The sequence below is a fragment of the Bradyrhizobium sp. BEA-2-5 genome, assembly GCF_032918025.1.
Classification (GTDB): Bacteria; Pseudomonadota; Alphaproteobacteria; order Rhizobiales; family Xanthobacteraceae; genus Bradyrhizobium; species Bradyrhizobium pachyrhizi.
On sequence record NZ_CP136629.1, the window covers coordinates 2,152,819 to 2,167,677 of the forward strand.

The 14,859-nt window shown below is 65.6% G+C and carries 8 protein-coding genes; 2 read left to right on the plus strand and 6 right to left on the minus strand.

The window, feature by feature from the left end:
- Positions 1-2: 2 nt before the first annotated feature.
- The 6 genes from RX327_RS10060 to RX327_RS10085 all read right to left on the minus strand — a co-directional run bounded on the left by RX327_RS10060 (position 3) and on the right by RX327_RS10085 (position 7,409).
- Positions 3-2,216 (minus strand): ABC transporter permease, encoded by a 2,214-nt coding sequence (locus RX327_RS10060; RefSeq protein WP_317250154.1) that lies wholly within the window; start codon positions 2,214-2,216, stop codon positions 3-5.
- Positions 2,209-2,991, minus strand: coding sequence for an ABC transporter ATP-binding protein (locus tag RX327_RS10065; RefSeq protein WP_317250155.1), 783 nt, complete (start codon positions 2,989-2,991; stop codon positions 2,209-2,211). Before RX327_RS10065 ends, RX327_RS10060 begins: the two co-directional genes overlap by 8 nt.
- Positions 2,984-4,069, minus strand: a complete 1,086-nt coding sequence (locus RX327_RS10070) for a branched-chain amino acid ABC transporter permease (protein WP_317250156.1) — start codon at positions 4,067-4,069, stop codon at positions 2,984-2,986. Before RX327_RS10070 ends, RX327_RS10065 begins: the two co-directional genes overlap by 8 nt.
- 3 nt (positions 4,070-4,072) lie before the next feature.
- A complete protein-coding gene (locus RX327_RS10075; RefSeq protein WP_317250157.1) occupies positions 4,073-5,083 on the minus strand; it encodes a branched-chain amino acid ABC transporter permease in 1,011 nt (336 codons plus the stop codon).
- 120 nt (positions 5,084-5,203) lie between these two features.
- Positions 5,204-6,022 (minus strand): AraC family transcriptional regulator, encoded by an 819-nt coding sequence (locus tag RX327_RS10080; protein ID WP_317250158.1) that lies wholly within the window; start codon positions 6,020-6,022, stop codon positions 5,204-5,206.
- 136 nt (positions 6,023-6,158) lie between these two features.
- The gene (locus RX327_RS10085; RefSeq protein WP_317250159.1) at positions 6,159-7,409 is read right to left on the minus strand and encodes an ABC transporter substrate-binding protein; all 1,251 of its coding nucleotides are present in this window, start codon (positions 7,407-7,409) and stop codon (positions 6,159-6,161) included.
- A 1,034-nt stretch (positions 7,410-8,443) separates the two neighbouring features.
- Between RX327_RS10085 and RX327_RS10090 the strand changes: the two genes are divergently transcribed.
- Both RX327_RS10090 and RX327_RS10095 read left to right on the plus strand, forming a co-directional pair.
- On the plus strand, positions 8,444-10,507 hold the full coding sequence (locus RX327_RS10090) for an autotransporter assembly complex protein TamA (protein ID WP_317250160.1): 2,064 nt from the start codon (positions 8,444-8,446) through the stop codon (positions 10,505-10,507).
- Positions 10,507-14,850, plus strand: coding sequence for a translocation/assembly module TamB domain-containing protein (locus RX327_RS10095; protein ID WP_050387449.1), 4,344 nt, complete (start codon positions 10,507-10,509; stop codon positions 14,848-14,850). Before RX327_RS10090 ends, RX327_RS10095 begins: the two co-directional genes overlap by 1 nt.
- The last annotated feature ends 9 nt before the right edge of the window (positions 14,851-14,859 follow it).

Genomic DNA, 14,859 nt, shown 5'->3' on the forward strand with positions numbered 1-14,859 from the left:
GGTCACCTCGCCACTCTCCGCCGACCACCGGCGCGTCCGAGCAAAGGGCGGAACGCGTTGACGATAGCGGCGGTAAACTCGGGATCGTTGATGTTGCGCTTGATGCGGATGATCTGACGGTTGCCGGTCTGCCGCACGTTGCGCTCGAGCGCACGGAACAGGGCTGCGTCGGCTTCCGGGTCCCAGAACGGCTGGCCTCGCGCATCGAGCGCGGAGACGCCGCCCTCCGGCAGGAAGAAGCGCACGGGGCCGTCCATCTGGTTGAGCCGCTCGGCGATCCAGCGGCCCATGCGCTCGTTCTCCTCGGCGGTCGTCCGCATCAGCGTCACTTGCGGATTGTGGACGTGGAACTTGCGGCCGCGGTAGCGTTCGGGAATCGTGTCCGGCGCACCGAAATTGACCATGTCGAGCGCGCCGACAGAGCCGACATAGGGCAGGCGGCTGCGGACAATCGCGCCAAGGCGATCTTCCGTCGCCGGAAACACGCCCCCCATCAGCAGGTCGCAGATCTCGGTCGTGGTGAGGTCGATCACGCCGGCCAGCTGACCGGACTCGACGAGATTCTCCATGGAACGGCCGCCGACGCCGGTGGCGTGGAACACGAGACATTCGAAATCATCGCGCAGCTCCGCCGCGATCTTCTGAACGGCCGGTGTGGTGACGCCAAACATGGTGATGCCGACCGCCGGAAGATTCGCGCCTGCATCGCGCTGCTTGCCGGCCTGCTCATCGAGCCGCGCCTTGACCATGCCGACCAGCGCATGGGCGCCGTTGCCGAGCACCGTGCGCGAGATCGAGTTGAGACCCTGCACGTCGGCCACCGAATACATCATGGTGATGTCGGCGGGACCGACATAGGGACCGACGTCGCCGGACGCGACCGAGGAAATGATCAGCTTCGGCACGCCGACCGGCAGCGCGCGCATGCCCGGCGCAACCAACGACGCGCCGCCGGAGCCGCCCGCGGAAATGATCCCGGCGATATTGCCCTGGCGGCGCAGCCATCGCTCGAACGCCTCCGCCATCGCCGTCACCGAGGCGCCGCGATCGGCGCCGAACACGCCGGAGCCGCCCCGGCCGTGGTTCAGTGCGATCTCCTGCGCGGTGACATCGCAGCTCGCCGCTTTGCCGCTGGTCGAGACGTCGACCAGTCGCGTGCGCAGGCCGCTGCCGGCGATGATCTCGCGGATGAAGCGCAGCTCGGCACCCTTGGTGTCAAGCGTGCCGACGATGAGGACGACCGGCGGCCCGGACGTTCGGGAGGTCGTCGGTTCGCGTCGCTGCCGGGTTGCCTCCTCGAGCCGCGTGACTCCGGCGGACTGCGTCCGCGCGGCGGCCTCGATGCGGGCGATCGGCACCGGCTGCGACCAGCGGGTCGGCAGCACGGGATTGGAGACGTAGACGCGGGTCGGTCCCCTGCGCTGCGGCTGCGGCGCGCCGGCCGCTTCGGCCTTTACCGGCGCAGTCTCGGCGTCGGTCTCGTCAGCGCCATGAGTCCCGACGCCGAGCAGGCGCTGCTGAAGCTCGCGGTCCGCGGCAAGGCGCGCGGAGTCGATGATGCGGTTGATGCGGCCGTTGACCATGATCGCGACGTTGCGCGAGACCGCGGTGGCAACGCCGATGTTCTGCTCGATCACGAGCACGGACATGTCGCCGTCCTCGCCCAAGCGCAGCAGCATCTCCTCGACTTGAGTCACGATGACGGGTGCGAGGCCCTCGGTCGGCTCGTCCATGATCAGCAGATGAGGATTGGTGAGCAGCGCGCGTGAGATCGCCAGCATCTGCTGTTCGCCGCCGGAGAGCTGACCGCCGCCATGATCCTTGCGCTCGGCGAGACGCGGGAAGGTGTCGTAGATGCGCTCGACGGTCCAGGCGCCGGAGCGCATGCCTCCGGCGAGCCGCAGATGCTCGTCGACGCTAAGCGAGCGCCAGAGACGGCGGCCCTGCGGCACATAGCCGACACCGAGCCGGGCGATCTGCGCCGGCGGCCGCCGCGTGACGTCCTCGCCCCGCACGCGGATCGACCCACCGCTCACGGGCACCAGCCCCATGATCGCCTTGCACAGGGTGGTCTTACCCATGCCGTTGCGGCCGACGACGGAGAACACGCCGCTCTCCAGCGTGAGGTCGACCCCTTGCAGCGCGTGCGAGTGGCCGTAGTAGACGTCGAGGCCGCGGACCTCGAGTGCGGCACTGCTGCGGCGGGCCTCATTCATGGCCGCCTCCGAGATAGAGCTCCTGCACTTGGGGATCCGACTGGATCTCCTCCGGCAGGCCCTCCTTGAAGACGCGGCCGTTGTGCATCATCGTGACGCTCTCGACGACGCGCAAGGCGACGTCCATGTCGTGCTCGATGATGATGTAGCCGATGTGCGCCGGCAGCGAGGTCAGGATTTCGATCAGCTCGGCCCGCTCGGTCGGCGACAAGCCAGCAGCAGGCTCATCGAACAGGACGAAGCGCGGGGCGCCGGCGAGCGCGAGCGCAATCTCGAGCTGACGCTGCTGGCCGTGCGCGAGCTCGGCCACGCGCTGGTCCTTCACCGCGGAGAGATGCACGGCCTGCACGAGATTGTCCGCCGCATGCATCAGGGCATCGTTATGTCCCGGACGCAGGAACGAGAAGCGCCCGCGCGAGACGCCGCGGCAGGCGAGATAGACGTTGTCCTGGACGGTGAGGCCGGGGAACAGCGCCGAGATCTGATAGGTCCGGCGCAGCCCGCGGCGGATGCGTTCATAGGGCGGGAAGTGCGTGACGTCCTCGCCGAAGAAGCGGATGGTGCCGGAGGAGGGCGGGAAATCGCCGGTGATGCAGTTGAACAGCGTGGTCTTGCCGGCGCCGTTCGAGCCGAGCACGGCGCGCCGCTCGCCCGGACGCACGGTGATGGTGACGTCGGTCAGCGCCGCCAGGGCGCCGAAAAACCGTGTCACCCCGCGCAGCTCGAGGGCGGCGCCGGCGCCAACGGCGGAAAGGCGTTGAGCGACGCTATCCATGCCGGCCTCCGCCTGAACGTTGGGTCGAGGATGCATTGCGCCGCCGCCAGCGTTCCCATAGGCCGATGACGCCATCCGACGACCAGAACACGATGGCGAGGAAGCCGAGCCCGATCAGCAGGCGGAAGCGGTTGCCGTCGAGCCCAAGCCGGACCAGGAAGTCGAGCGCGAAGGTGCGGAGCAACACGAAGATCAGCGCGCCGATGAAGGGGCCGATCGGGCGCGTGATGCCTCCGACGACCGCGATGATCAGCACGTCGATACAGGCGCCGACGCTGACCGAGCCCGGCGAGATCTGGCGATAGTTCCAGACCTGGAGGACGCCGGCGAGCGCGGCCACGAGGGACGCGAAAGCATAGGCCGCGATGCGGTGGGCATTGACGTTGAAGCCGAGCGCGGCCATGCGACGGGAATTGTCGCGGACCCCCTGCAGTGCAAGGCCGAAGGGCGCGCGCGAGAGATACTCGACCGCGAAATAGCAGAGCGCGGCGACCGCGAGCACGATATAGTAGAAGGGAATGTCTGCGCGCCAGTTGACGCCCCAGAAGTGCGGCGTCGCCACCGTGTTGATGCCGGTGTGGCCGTTGAAGATCGCCCAGTTCTGATTGGTGAAATAGTAGAAGGCCGCGCCGATCGCGAGCGTGATCATGATGGTGTAGATGCCTTCGGTGCGCACCGCGAGCGCTCCGCCGAGGGTGCCGAAGGCGGTCGCCAGCGCCAGCGCCATCGGCACCGCGAGCCACCAGGGCCAGCCGAGACTGATATTGGCGTTGCCGCTGACGCCGAACACGGCGACCATATAGGCCGAGAAACCGGCGATAGTGAGCTGCATCAGGCTGACCATGCCGCCATAGCCGGCGAGGAACATCAGGCTCAGCGCGATGGTTCCGAGGATCAAGGTGGAGGCGAAGATCTCGATCAGGAAGAATCCGCTGGCGATCAGCGGCATGATCAGGAGGACCAGAGCGACCAGCCAGGCCGCGGGGTTCTGGAATTCCGGCCAGGCACGGACCCAGGCGCGGCGGGGCGCGTCGGCGGATGGATCGGGGCGGAACTGGGTGCTCTGGAGCAACGACATCTGTCATCGCCTCGCGAGCAGGCCCTGCGGCCGCAGCGCCAGCACCAGCACCATGATCAGGAAGGTCACGACGATGGCATAGGTCGGGATGTAGACCGAGCCGAGCTGCTCGGCGAGGCCGATGATGAGCGCGCCGAGCGCGGCGCCGGGGATCGAGCCCATGCCGCCGACGATCACGACCACGAGCGAGGCGAGCAGGAAGCGGATGTCTTCGCCCGGCGACAATGACTGGAATGTGCCGCCGACGACGCCGGCGATGCCGGCAAGTCCCGCGCCGAACGCGAACACCAGCACGAAGACGAGCTGGATGCGCACGCCGGTCGCAGCCAGGATGTCGCGGTCGTCGACGCCGGCACGCACGATCATGCCGATCCGCGTGCGGTTGAGCGCCAGCCACATCGCGATCCCGATCACGACGGACGCCGCGAAGATCACGAGCCGCACCGAGGGATATCTGAGATAGACCGGTTCGCCGGAGGATTTGATCGCGGTGATCAGTGGCAGCTCTACCGGCCCGATCAGCCAGTTCGGGGTCTGGATCTGGTAGAAGTCGCCGCCGCAGGCCCACAGCATGAGGTCGGCGAACACGATCGAAAGCCCGATCGTCACCATGGTCTGCCTGAGATCCTGTCCCTCCATTCGGCGGAACACGATGACCTGAAGCAGGACGCCGACGAGAGCGGTCAGGATGAAGGCGGCGATGAAGCTGAGGACCCAGGACCCGGTCGAGGTGCTGATGGCGTAGCCGACATAGCCGCCGAACAGATAGAGCGAGCCGTGGGCGAGGTTGACGTTGCGCATCAGGCCGAAGATCAGCGTGAAGCCGCTGGCGACGAGGAAGTAGAGGCCCCCGAGCGTGATGCCGTTGAAGACGGCGTTGAGGAAGACGCGCTTGCGGCCGATTGCGGCCTCCAGCCCCGGCGGCCAGATCGCGAACACCAGCCACGCGAGCACCGCGACCGCGATGATTACGATCAGCGCCCAGGCCGGATGGCGTTCGATGAACCTGGCCATCTCCGTCGCGTTCCCTCACTGGTCGCGGCCGTCTGCCGGGCCGCGTGTCCAGTATCCTACCGAGGGCGAGAGCTCAGGATTTGATCGACAGTATCTTTTATCGTGTGCTCCGGAACTCCTTCACGGCCGCAAAACCTTGGCTGCGCGACGATAATCGGTCGGGGCCATCCCCACATTGGCGGCGAAGAAGCGGGTGAATCCGCTCTGCGAGGAGAAGCCGAGATCGAAGCCGATGTCGGCGATCGGCGTTTCGCTCGCCACCAGCGCTTCGAGCGCCTGTTCCATGATCAGCGTGTTCATGTAGAGGTGAGGGGTGACGCCGGTCTGGGTGCGGAACAGCCGGTAGAAATGCGGCCGGGACAGCCCGGCCTCGCGCGCGATCGCATCGAGCTCGATCTCGGCGCCGGGGCTTTCCGACATCAGCTTGATCGATTTGCGGACCCTGAAGTCGGTTACCGCGGCCGCCGCGCGCGCGTCCTGCGCGGCCTGCCAGCTCTCCTCGTAGCAGGAGTTGATCAGCTGCCGGAGTTCGCAATCGAGGCTGCGCAGCGACGGCGCGCCGCACACCAGTGCTGCGGTGCGGCGGATCAGCCGGTCGAGCGCTTCGGTGCGCGGAAAGAAGGTGCGGCCGAACCGCAGGCCCTGTGCCGTCGCGGGCTGCGGCGCGAACCATTCGGCGTTGACATAGAGCACGAAGAAGATCGCGCCGTGGTCCATGTCGGTCGGCAGAAAGTTGTGCGGTTCCCACGGGTTGACCGCGACCACGGTATCGTCCTTGAGCAGCAGCCGCTGCTCCGAGACGTCGATCTGCGCCGGCGTTCCGCCGACATGAAAGATCAGATGCCCCTCGCGGTGCGCATGCACGTTGAAGGGACGGTTCAACTGATAGACCGTCGCGCGACCGAACCGGCCGTGGAAGACGGCAAGCGCCCTGCTCATGCCTCCCCTCCCGCGGGATGTTCTTGTCTTTTCGACAAGCGTTCATCATCCGCCCGCGGAAAGCAAGGGCGAGCAGGGCTCTTGATGCAACCGCGCACCATGCCGCGGCCGTTCAGCCTGCACTGCAACAAATACGTCAGTACTTCTTACATTCCGGAACGGTGCGGCTTGGCAGTCCGATCTTGGAGAAGACGGCTGGATCGTAGCCGAGCGTCTGGTTCACGTTCGGAATCACCTTCACGACCTTGCTGAACAGCGCGCCCTTGCCGTCGTCGACCACCTCGGTGACGAAGTTGGTGCCGATGGCCTGGCGGTTGGAGTCGAGCTTGATCTTGCCGTTTGGTGCATCGAGCTCGATCTTCGCCAGCGCTTCCTTGAATTTCGCCTGGTTGTTGGAGAGATCACCGTTGACCTGACGCAGCGCGAGGATCAGCGCCATGGTTGAATCATAATAGTTGGTCGCCAGCAGCGAGGGGCTCGGGAAGCGCTTGTTGGGCGGGAAGGCGTCCTGATAGGCCTTCACGAACTTCTGCCAGCCCGGATCGTCCCAGGTGTCGGCCTGGCCGCTCGCTGCAATGGTGCCGATGAGGGCGTTCTTCGCATTCCCTTTTGACGACAGGATGGTCTGGTCGATCATGATGGAACCTCCCATCAGATGCGCCTTGCCGCCGGCCTGCTGATATTGGTTGAGGAAGTTGACGGCGTCCGCGCCGCCGAGCCCGAGATAGATGGCGTCGACGTCGTCGGGCAGGGCGGCGATGACGGAGGCGAAGTCCTTCGTTCCCAACGGCACCCATTGTCGGTTGGTGACTTGCCCGCCCATTCCGCAGAACTCGAGCACCAGTCCGAACACCTGGGTGTAGATGAAGGAATAGTCTTCGCCGACGGTTGCGATCTTGCGGTACTTCTTGTCCTCATAGGCGTATTTGCCGAGGCCGACCTGCCACTGGGCGCCGTCCATATTGTAGCGGAAGAAGTTCGGGGCAGGGTCGACATAGGTCGTTTCCTGCGCGCCCGAGGCCGCATTGATGAAGGTCAGCTCGGGATGGGTCTTTGCAAAGTTCTTCACCGCGATGCCCTCGTCGCCAGAGAGCGGCGACAGCAGGATCTGGACCTTGTCCTGCTCGATCAGCTTGCGCACAGCGCGCACGGCTGAGTCCGGCGTTGCGTCGGTCGAGGCGACGATGAATTCGAGTTCCTTATCGCCGATCTTCTTGCCCAGCACATTGAGTGCCGTCTGATGGCCGCGCATCCCATCCTCGCCAAGCACGGTGTAAGTGCCTTCGAGTGTTGCGGTCACGCCCACCTTGATCTTCTCCTGAGCGAACGCCGTGCCCGAAAGCAACAGGCTGCTCAACGCAATCAGTCCCAAACTGCCTTTCAACATCGCGCTCCTCCCTCTGTGTTGTCGCCGGCGTCCGCTTGGCGTGCGAAGGCTGGTGGACGTCCGGTTGTTGCCGGCAAAGCTAGCCGAAGGCGGGCGCGGCGCGGATGTCGTCGGCGCCGGGTGGCTTAACGGGCAGTCTCATTTTGATTGTTGCGCCGCAGCGCGGCTCGCGGCGCAATGCCGCGGAGCTTGTTCTGTGTCATCACCGCGCATGCGGGTGATCCGGTCCAGAGACGCCGAGAGGCCGCGGCGTACTGGATCGCCCGCCTTCGCGGGCATAATACCGGGGAGAATGAAAGCACACGACTCCTTCCCCACGTCGTCCCTGCGAAAGCAGGGACCCATACCACAGGGCTGTGTTGTTGAAATGAGCTGTGGTCGCAGCTCTGCAACCCAATTCGCATTCGTGGTTATGGGTCCCGGCCTTCGCTGGGACGACACCGAATGTATTGCGCTGCCGGTGAGTCATACTTCCGCGCTCTTGCGACATGATCTGTCCGAGCTTTGCATTTCGTTTCGCCACTCTAAAAACAGAGGGCGCAGGGAAAGCCGGGTGCCGATCGCACCCATAGGTCCCGCGTAATAAAGAACGCGGGAGGTAAGACCACAGCTGCGGCGGCTTGCGCCGTCGGGCAAATCAGTGGCAGGGCCTGGATTGGTTAAAGCGCCTGCGCAACGCGCCGCCCGACGGGCTCCGCGTTGATCGGCCGCGGCAGCAGCCTGCCGGCTCGGCCTGAACTTGTTCCCCTGCATTTGCGGATAGGATCGGCCGAGCTTGCACTCTGCTTTTAACTGTCGACGATTCCAGCATCAGCGCCACGTAATCCTGATCACGCGCGTGGCGGATTGCTCGCAAGATGCGGTTGCCGGAACCGATGGTGGCGCGCATTGGAGGTCGGATAACTGCGACGAACGTCGAGGTTCCCTTACGTTTGCCCAACATTGTCCATCATGAGTCTATCAACTTCGCGTGTGGTGCCTGTTGAATGCGGAGACAGGGGATCGCCGGAACCCGAGGTGCGGAGACTCGGGTCGTGTCAACAGGCAGGCGGAGCGGAACAATCAAGCAAATCGTGGTGCGACGATGCCTGCCGCCTTTGCCGGCGCGGGCAAGGCGAAGATATTTCATCGCTGCAGCGCGACGCGTTCTGCGTTCGGCGTGCGTCGCTGTCGTCGGTTGCTCGCTGTGCGAGCAGGCTCACGCGCTCGACTTCTTTGGTCTGTTCGGTTCCGACGATCCGCCGCCGGTCAGCGCCACGACGCTGTCCTATCGGTTGGAGATCGAAGCCAAGACGCCGGAGGGCAAGAACGATAGCGACGCCGAACAAGCATTGCGCGATGCCGCCAGCACCTATCGCCTTCGACAGGAACCGCCGCCGGACGGGGATGGTCTCGCGCGCCGGCTGCAGGCGGATATCAATCCGCTGCTCGATGCACTTTGGGGGCTTGGCCGCTACAACGCCCAGATCGATGTGACGATAGATGGAGTTCCAATCTCCCTCGACGAGACTGGGCTTGCCGCGGCCGCGCACCGGGCCGACAGCTTTCGCAATCGGACGGTTGTGCCCGTCAAGGTCATCGCGCGACTTGGTCCGTTGTTCAAGCTGCGCGCCGTTGATGTAGATTATCCGCGCGACCAAGCGCCGCAGGGCTTGCCGCGACGCGCGTTTGCGCTGAAGTCCGGGGATCCTGCGATTTCCGCCGACCTGCGCGCCGCGCAAGTGAAGCTCGTCGACTGGTTCCGCAGCAACGGACATCCGCTCGCGAAGGTCGCCGACGTCAAGGCCACCGTCGATCATGGCGCCGCTGCGATGGACTTTCGGTTGCGGGTCGAAGCGGGCTCCAAGGCCGGCATCGGCGCCGTGATGATCTCGGGCGGAGATGTCGATCCGAGAGTGGTGGCCACGCATGTCTACCTGAGGGAAGGCGAGCCCTATTCGCCAGAGCGGCTTGCCCTGGCGAAAACCTCGATCGCAAAGATCCCGGCCATCGGGGGAATTCGCGTCCGCGAGGCCGAGAAGCTCGATGCCAATGGCAATCTGCCGGTCTTCATCGATTTGACGGAAAGGCCCAGGCACGCGGTGGGCCTCTCGGCGAAATATTCCACTGTCGATGGTCCCGGCATTGCTGGCTACTACGAGGATCGGAACATATTCGGCGGCGGCGAGCGCCTGAGGCTCGAAGCGTCTGCCTCGCTCCTGCAACGGATCGACGGTACGTCCTTCACCGGCTTCAATAATCTGAGCGGCTCGGATTTTGGCGCACGGTTTACCGGAACCTTCATCAAGCCAGGCTTATTCGGTACGGCCAACGATCTGCTGATCGAGGCCACTGCGTTCCGCGAGCGTGTCGGCAACAACGACCTCGGCGGTTACACTGACGACACGGTGCGCGGCACGTTCGGCGTGATCCATCGCTTTTCGGAGGCGGCTTCGCTGCAGGCCGGTCTTCAGGTCGAGCAATCAAAATCGCAGGACGTGCTGGGGCGGGTCGATGCGACATTGATCGGCTTCACGGCGACCGGCCGCTACGACACGACAGACAATCCGCTCGACCCCACGCGCGGTGTGCGCCTCTCGGCGACCGTCAATGCCTATCCGAAGCTGATGGGTTCCACGATCGATCTGTTCGAAGCGCGGGTTGCGGGCTCGGCCTACTATGCGCTCGACGAGCAGGCCGACTACGTTCTGGCGGGTCGGTTGGCCGCAGGCTCGCTTGCGGGCGCGCCGCTCGACCAGATTCCGGATGCACATCGCTTCTTCGCCGGCGGCGGCGGATCCGTGCGCGGTTACGGCTTCAACACCATTTCGCCGATGATGTTCGGCCAAATCACCGGTGGTCGCGGCTTGATCGAGGGCTCCGCCGAGGTGCGGGTCAGGATCACGCCCACCATCGGTCTCGTGCCATTCTTCGACTTTGGCACCGCCTCCCGATCATCCCTGCCAGGCTTCGACGACTATGTGGGCTACGGCGCGGGACTTGGCTTGCGTTATCTCACGCCAGTCGGCCCGATCCGCCTTGACGTTGCGACACCGCTGAACCCTCGCCCCGGCGACAGCCGGTACGCGATCTATGTCAGCATTGGGCAAGCCTTCTGATGCGCATCCGACGGCTGTTCATCGTCGTTTCCGCCGTCGTGGCCTTGGGCCTCATTGCCGCTGCGGTGCTCGTGCTCTACGGCATGGCGGTTCGGGGCGGCGAGAACCAGCAGGATGTGCTAGCCACTCTCGTCTCGCGGACGCTCTCGACGCCGGCGACCCGGGTCCATGTCGGCGCCGTCGATGGTGTGCTGTCCTCGGATGCAACGGTCCGCGACGTTAGCATCACCGACAAGGACGGTGTCTGGCTGACGCTCGACAAGGCGCGCCTCGTCTGGCGACGCAGCGCATTGTTGCTAGGACGGCTGGAAATCGACCGTCTCGAGATCGGCACGCTTGAGATCAAGCGAAAACCGCTTCCGTCCGACCAGCCTGCCGCCGAGTCCGATCAGCCGATCCTGCCTGACCTTCCGGTGAAGGTGCAGGTGAAGGCTTTCGACCTGCGGGCCCTGACGCTGGGACGGTCGATTCTGGGTGAAGCTTTGAGTGTCGCGGCGACCGGCAATACCGAGCTCGGCTCGCCTTCGGAAGGGCTCGTCTTCAACCTCGATGCCACCCGCAAGGATTTCCCGGGCCACTTCAAGGCCGCGCTCGCCTACGTTCCACAGGGAAATGCGCTTACCCTCGACGTCACGCTCGACGAGCCGGCCCACGGACTCATGTCGAAGCTCGGCCATCTGCCGGGCGAGCCGCCCGTCACATTCGCACTGGGCGGCAAGGGCACGCTCGACAGCTTTCGCGGTGCCCTGAAGTTGCAGGCCGGCCCCTCGATCGATGCGACCGGCACGATTACGCTCGACCGAAACGGCACGGCCCGAGTGCTCGCAACGCGCCTTGCCAGCCACCTCGAACCGTTGTTGCCGGCGATCGCCGCGCCGGTCTTCGCCGGTGAAACCAGTCTCGACAGCACGACGCATTTTGGTGACGACGGCAGCGTCACCCTGGATGGGCTGACGCTTACGAGCCGTCTCGCGCGGCTCGATGCGAAAGGTCAGCTCGCAGCCGACAAGGTCGTGGATTTCGCGGCTTCGATCCGCGCCTTGCCAAGCAACGGCGACGTGACCGAGACTGACCAAGGCTCGATCCGCAGCCTCGTCTTCGACAGCCGCGTCAACGGCCCAATCAAGGCTCCGACAGCATCGGTCAAGCTCGCGCTATCGGGTGCTCATCTGCCGGACGGAGACGTCGAGACGCTTGATGCTTCGATCACGGCCGTTCCTCGTGCCGAGGCCAGCGATCCGGCAACGCGTATCGTCCTTGACGCGAACCTGCGCGCTTCCGGCATTGTGCCACGCGACGCGAGTTTGGCGGCCGCGATCGGCAACAGCGCGTCGATCGTGCTCCACGGCGATACGGACCTGGGCGGCCGCGCCAGGATCGAGCGTCTCGAGATCGGCACATCAACGGTTCAGGCAACTTATGCAGGCGATGTCAGCGCCGATCGCCTGAATGGCCGGGCAACCGGAACCATGCCCGACCTCGGCGCCTTTACCGACCTTGCCGGGCTGAAGCTCAAGGGCTCGGTGGCGTTCGGCCTCGATCTCGACACGGATTTACAGCGTGGCAGCTTCGATATCAGAATGTCAGGTGCCGGCGAGAAGCTTGCGACGGGACTTGCGGCGCTCGATGGGCTCGCGGGGGCGCGGCTCGCACTCGCAGTCGATATCTCTGCTGATGGCCGCGACACTTACACGGTCCGCGACGCGTCGATCGATGGCGCCCACGTTGCGGTTCGCGCCAAAGGAACAGTGACGCGCGACTCGAGTGACCTGTTGGCACGTATCGACCTGCCGGATCTCTCGGCGGCCGATGCGCGCCTTACCGGCGCGGGAGCTCTCGACGTCGGCCTGACCGGCGGGCTCGCGCATCCCGGGGTTTCGTTCGTGGCCTCGGTGGATCGCGCCACCGCGATGCGGCGTCCGATTCCGCATCTGGCGCTCGCCGCGACGGTCAGCGACATCAGCGGAGTTTGTGCTGTCGAGGCCAAACTCGACGGCTTCGTCGACGGCAAGCCAGCGCGCGGGATTGTTCAGGTGAGCCGTCGATCGTCGGAGTCCGACGATCGCGCAGCTCCCGCCTTTGCCGGATGGCACGCAAAGACCATCGACATCGCGATCGGGTCGGTATTCCTGAAGGGGGCGGCAACGATCGACGCACAGAGATTAGCCAGCGGGCAGATTCGCTTCGCGGCCGGGACGCTCGCCGACCTCTCGCCGCTTGCCCTCACAGAACTCGCCGGTTCGGCCTCACTCGACCTTGCCGCTTCGGCCGACGGCGGCCAACAGTCGGTCCGGCTTGCCGGCAAGGGCGCGGGAATCCGTGCCGCGGGTGCGGCCGTCCGCAGTTTCGATCTGCGCGCCGATGGCGCCGATCTCTACAGCCATCCGGTGCTCAATGCTGATGTGCAGGTCAATGGTGCCGAGTTCGGCGGTCAGACAGTCTCAAACGTCACGCTGGCGGCCACGGGCAATGCCGATGCGAGCACGATCGGCCTGTCCGCCAAGGCTGCCGGGTTCGATCTCGATGCCGCGGGTGCATTGACCACAAGGGAACGGGTGCGGTTCGATCTCAACCGCTTCACCGCGCGCCGTGGCGCCAAAGCGATTGCGCTGCAGGGCCCCGCGGGCTTCACGCTCGACGATCGCACGGTGCTGATCGAGCATCTGGCGCTCGCGATTGGACGCGGCCGCTTCACGGTGGACGGCAAAGCCGGCCAGGTGCTCGACCTCAAGGCCATGGCCAGCGCGATCCCGCTCGGCGAGGCCGATGTCGCGATACCCGGTCTGGGCCTGAGCGGGACCCTCGACGCGTCAGCGGCGATTGCGGGCTCCATCAGCGCGCCGATCGGCCAGTACAAGGTCGCGGTCAGGCAGCTCACGGCGCCACAGACCAGAAACGCCGGCCTGCCGCCGATCGACGTTGCCGCGGACGGACGACTCGATGGCAGCCGTGCGAGCCTGAACACCACAATTGCCGCGGGAAGAGCCGGCGCGATCACGGCGTCGGGCACGGTGCCGCTCGACGCCACGGGTCTGATCGCGCTGACCGCGAAGGGCCGCCTCGATGCCGCCGTCGCCAATGCCGCGCTTGCCGCCTCCGGCCGTACCGTGTCCGGCAGCGTTACGCTCGATGCCCGTGTCGGCGGCACGCGTACCAAGCCACAGATCGGCGGTGTCGCCACCATGAGCGGGGGTACCTTCCGCGACAGCATGCTCGGCACGCGCCTCGATGCCGTCGAGGCGAAAATCACCGCCGAAGGAGAGCGCATCGTCGTGGAGCGCCTGGCCGCGGTAACGCCCAACGGCGGTACGTTGTCCGGCGCCGGTCAGGTACGGGTCGCCCCGGATGCAGGTTTTCCAGGCACGATCTCGATTCGCGGTCAGCAGGCGACGCTTGCTTCCAGCGCGCTGGCGACCGCGCAGGCCAATCTCGCTATCGACGTCACAGGCGCCCTGGCGCGCGATCCGCGGATCGTCGGTCGCGTCGACTTGACTCGCGTCAACGTCGATATTCCGGATCGCCTGCCGTCGACGCTGAAGCCGATCGACGGCATCAACCATGTGAACGCCTCGGGACAGGCCGCTGCACGGCTCGCAGCTGCGCGCAAGGCCGAGACGCCGAAAGGCAACAAGAAGCGTCCGGCGCTTTTCAATGCTGCGCTCGACGTGACAGTTTCGGCGCCCAACCACGTCTTCATCCATGGCCGCGGGGTAACCGCGGAACTCGGCGGCTCCGTTCATGTCGGCGGCACGAGCAACGCGCCGGTCCCGAAGGGGGCCTTCTCGCTCTATCAGGGCAAGCTGGTGGTGCTCGGAAAGACGCTGACCTTCACCAAGGGCAATCTCTCCTTCAATGGCGATCTCGCGCCCGAGCTCGATTTCGCGGCAGAGATACAGGCCTCTGACATCACCGCGCAGGTCGGAATCTCGGGCCCGGCGGCCGCGCCGGTCTTCGCCTTCCATTCGCAGCCCGAGTTGCCGCAGGACGAGATCCTGTCGCGCATTCTCTTTCAGAAAGCTTCGGGCAGCCTGACGACCTCGCAGGCCGTGCAACTCGCAGGGGCCGCCGCTCAGTTCGCGAGCGGTGGCGAGGGAACGGTGGACCGCATGCGCCGCTCGCTCGGGGTCGACAATCTGGATGTGGGCGCCGGAGCGGGCGGTCCGATGGTCGGTGCCTCGCGCGCGATCGGCGACAGGCTGAGCGTGGGCGTGCGGACGGGCGCGAGCGCCAGCCAGTCAGGAGTGTCGGCCAATGTCGACGTGACGCGCCATATCCGCGTCGAGTCGGATGTCGATGCGAAGGGCTCGACATCCGTCGGAGTCGGCACGCGATTCGAATGGTAAAGGCGACTG

Bases quoted from the DNA above. Each gene is read 5' to 3' on its own strand.
- RX327_RS10060 (WP_317250154.1), bottom strand. From the start codon at position 2,216: ATGAATGAGGCCCGCCGCAGCAGTGCCGCACTCGAGGTCCGCGGCCTC.
- RX327_RS10065 (WP_317250155.1), bottom strand. From the start codon at position 2,991: ATGGATAGCGTCGCTCAACGCCTTTCCGCCGTTGGCGCCGGCGCCGCC.
- RX327_RS10070 (WP_317250156.1), bottom strand. From the start codon at position 4,069: ATGTCGTTGCTCCAGAGCACCCAGTTCCGCCCCGATCCATCCGCCGAC.
- RX327_RS10075 (WP_317250157.1), bottom strand. From the start codon at position 5,083: ATGGCCAGGTTCATCGAACGCCATCCGGCCTGGGCGCTGATCGTAATC.
- RX327_RS10080 (WP_317250158.1), bottom strand. From the start codon at position 6,022: ATGAGCAGGGCGCTTGCCGTCTTCCACGGCCGGTTCGGTCGCGCGACG.
- RX327_RS10085 (WP_317250159.1), bottom strand. From the start codon at position 7,409: ATGTTGAAAGGCAGTTTGGGACTGATTGCGTTGAGCAGCCTGTTGCTT.
- RX327_RS10095 (WP_050387449.1), top strand. From the start codon at position 10,507: ATGCGCATCCGACGGCTGTTCATCGTCGTTTCCGCCGTCGTGGCCTTG.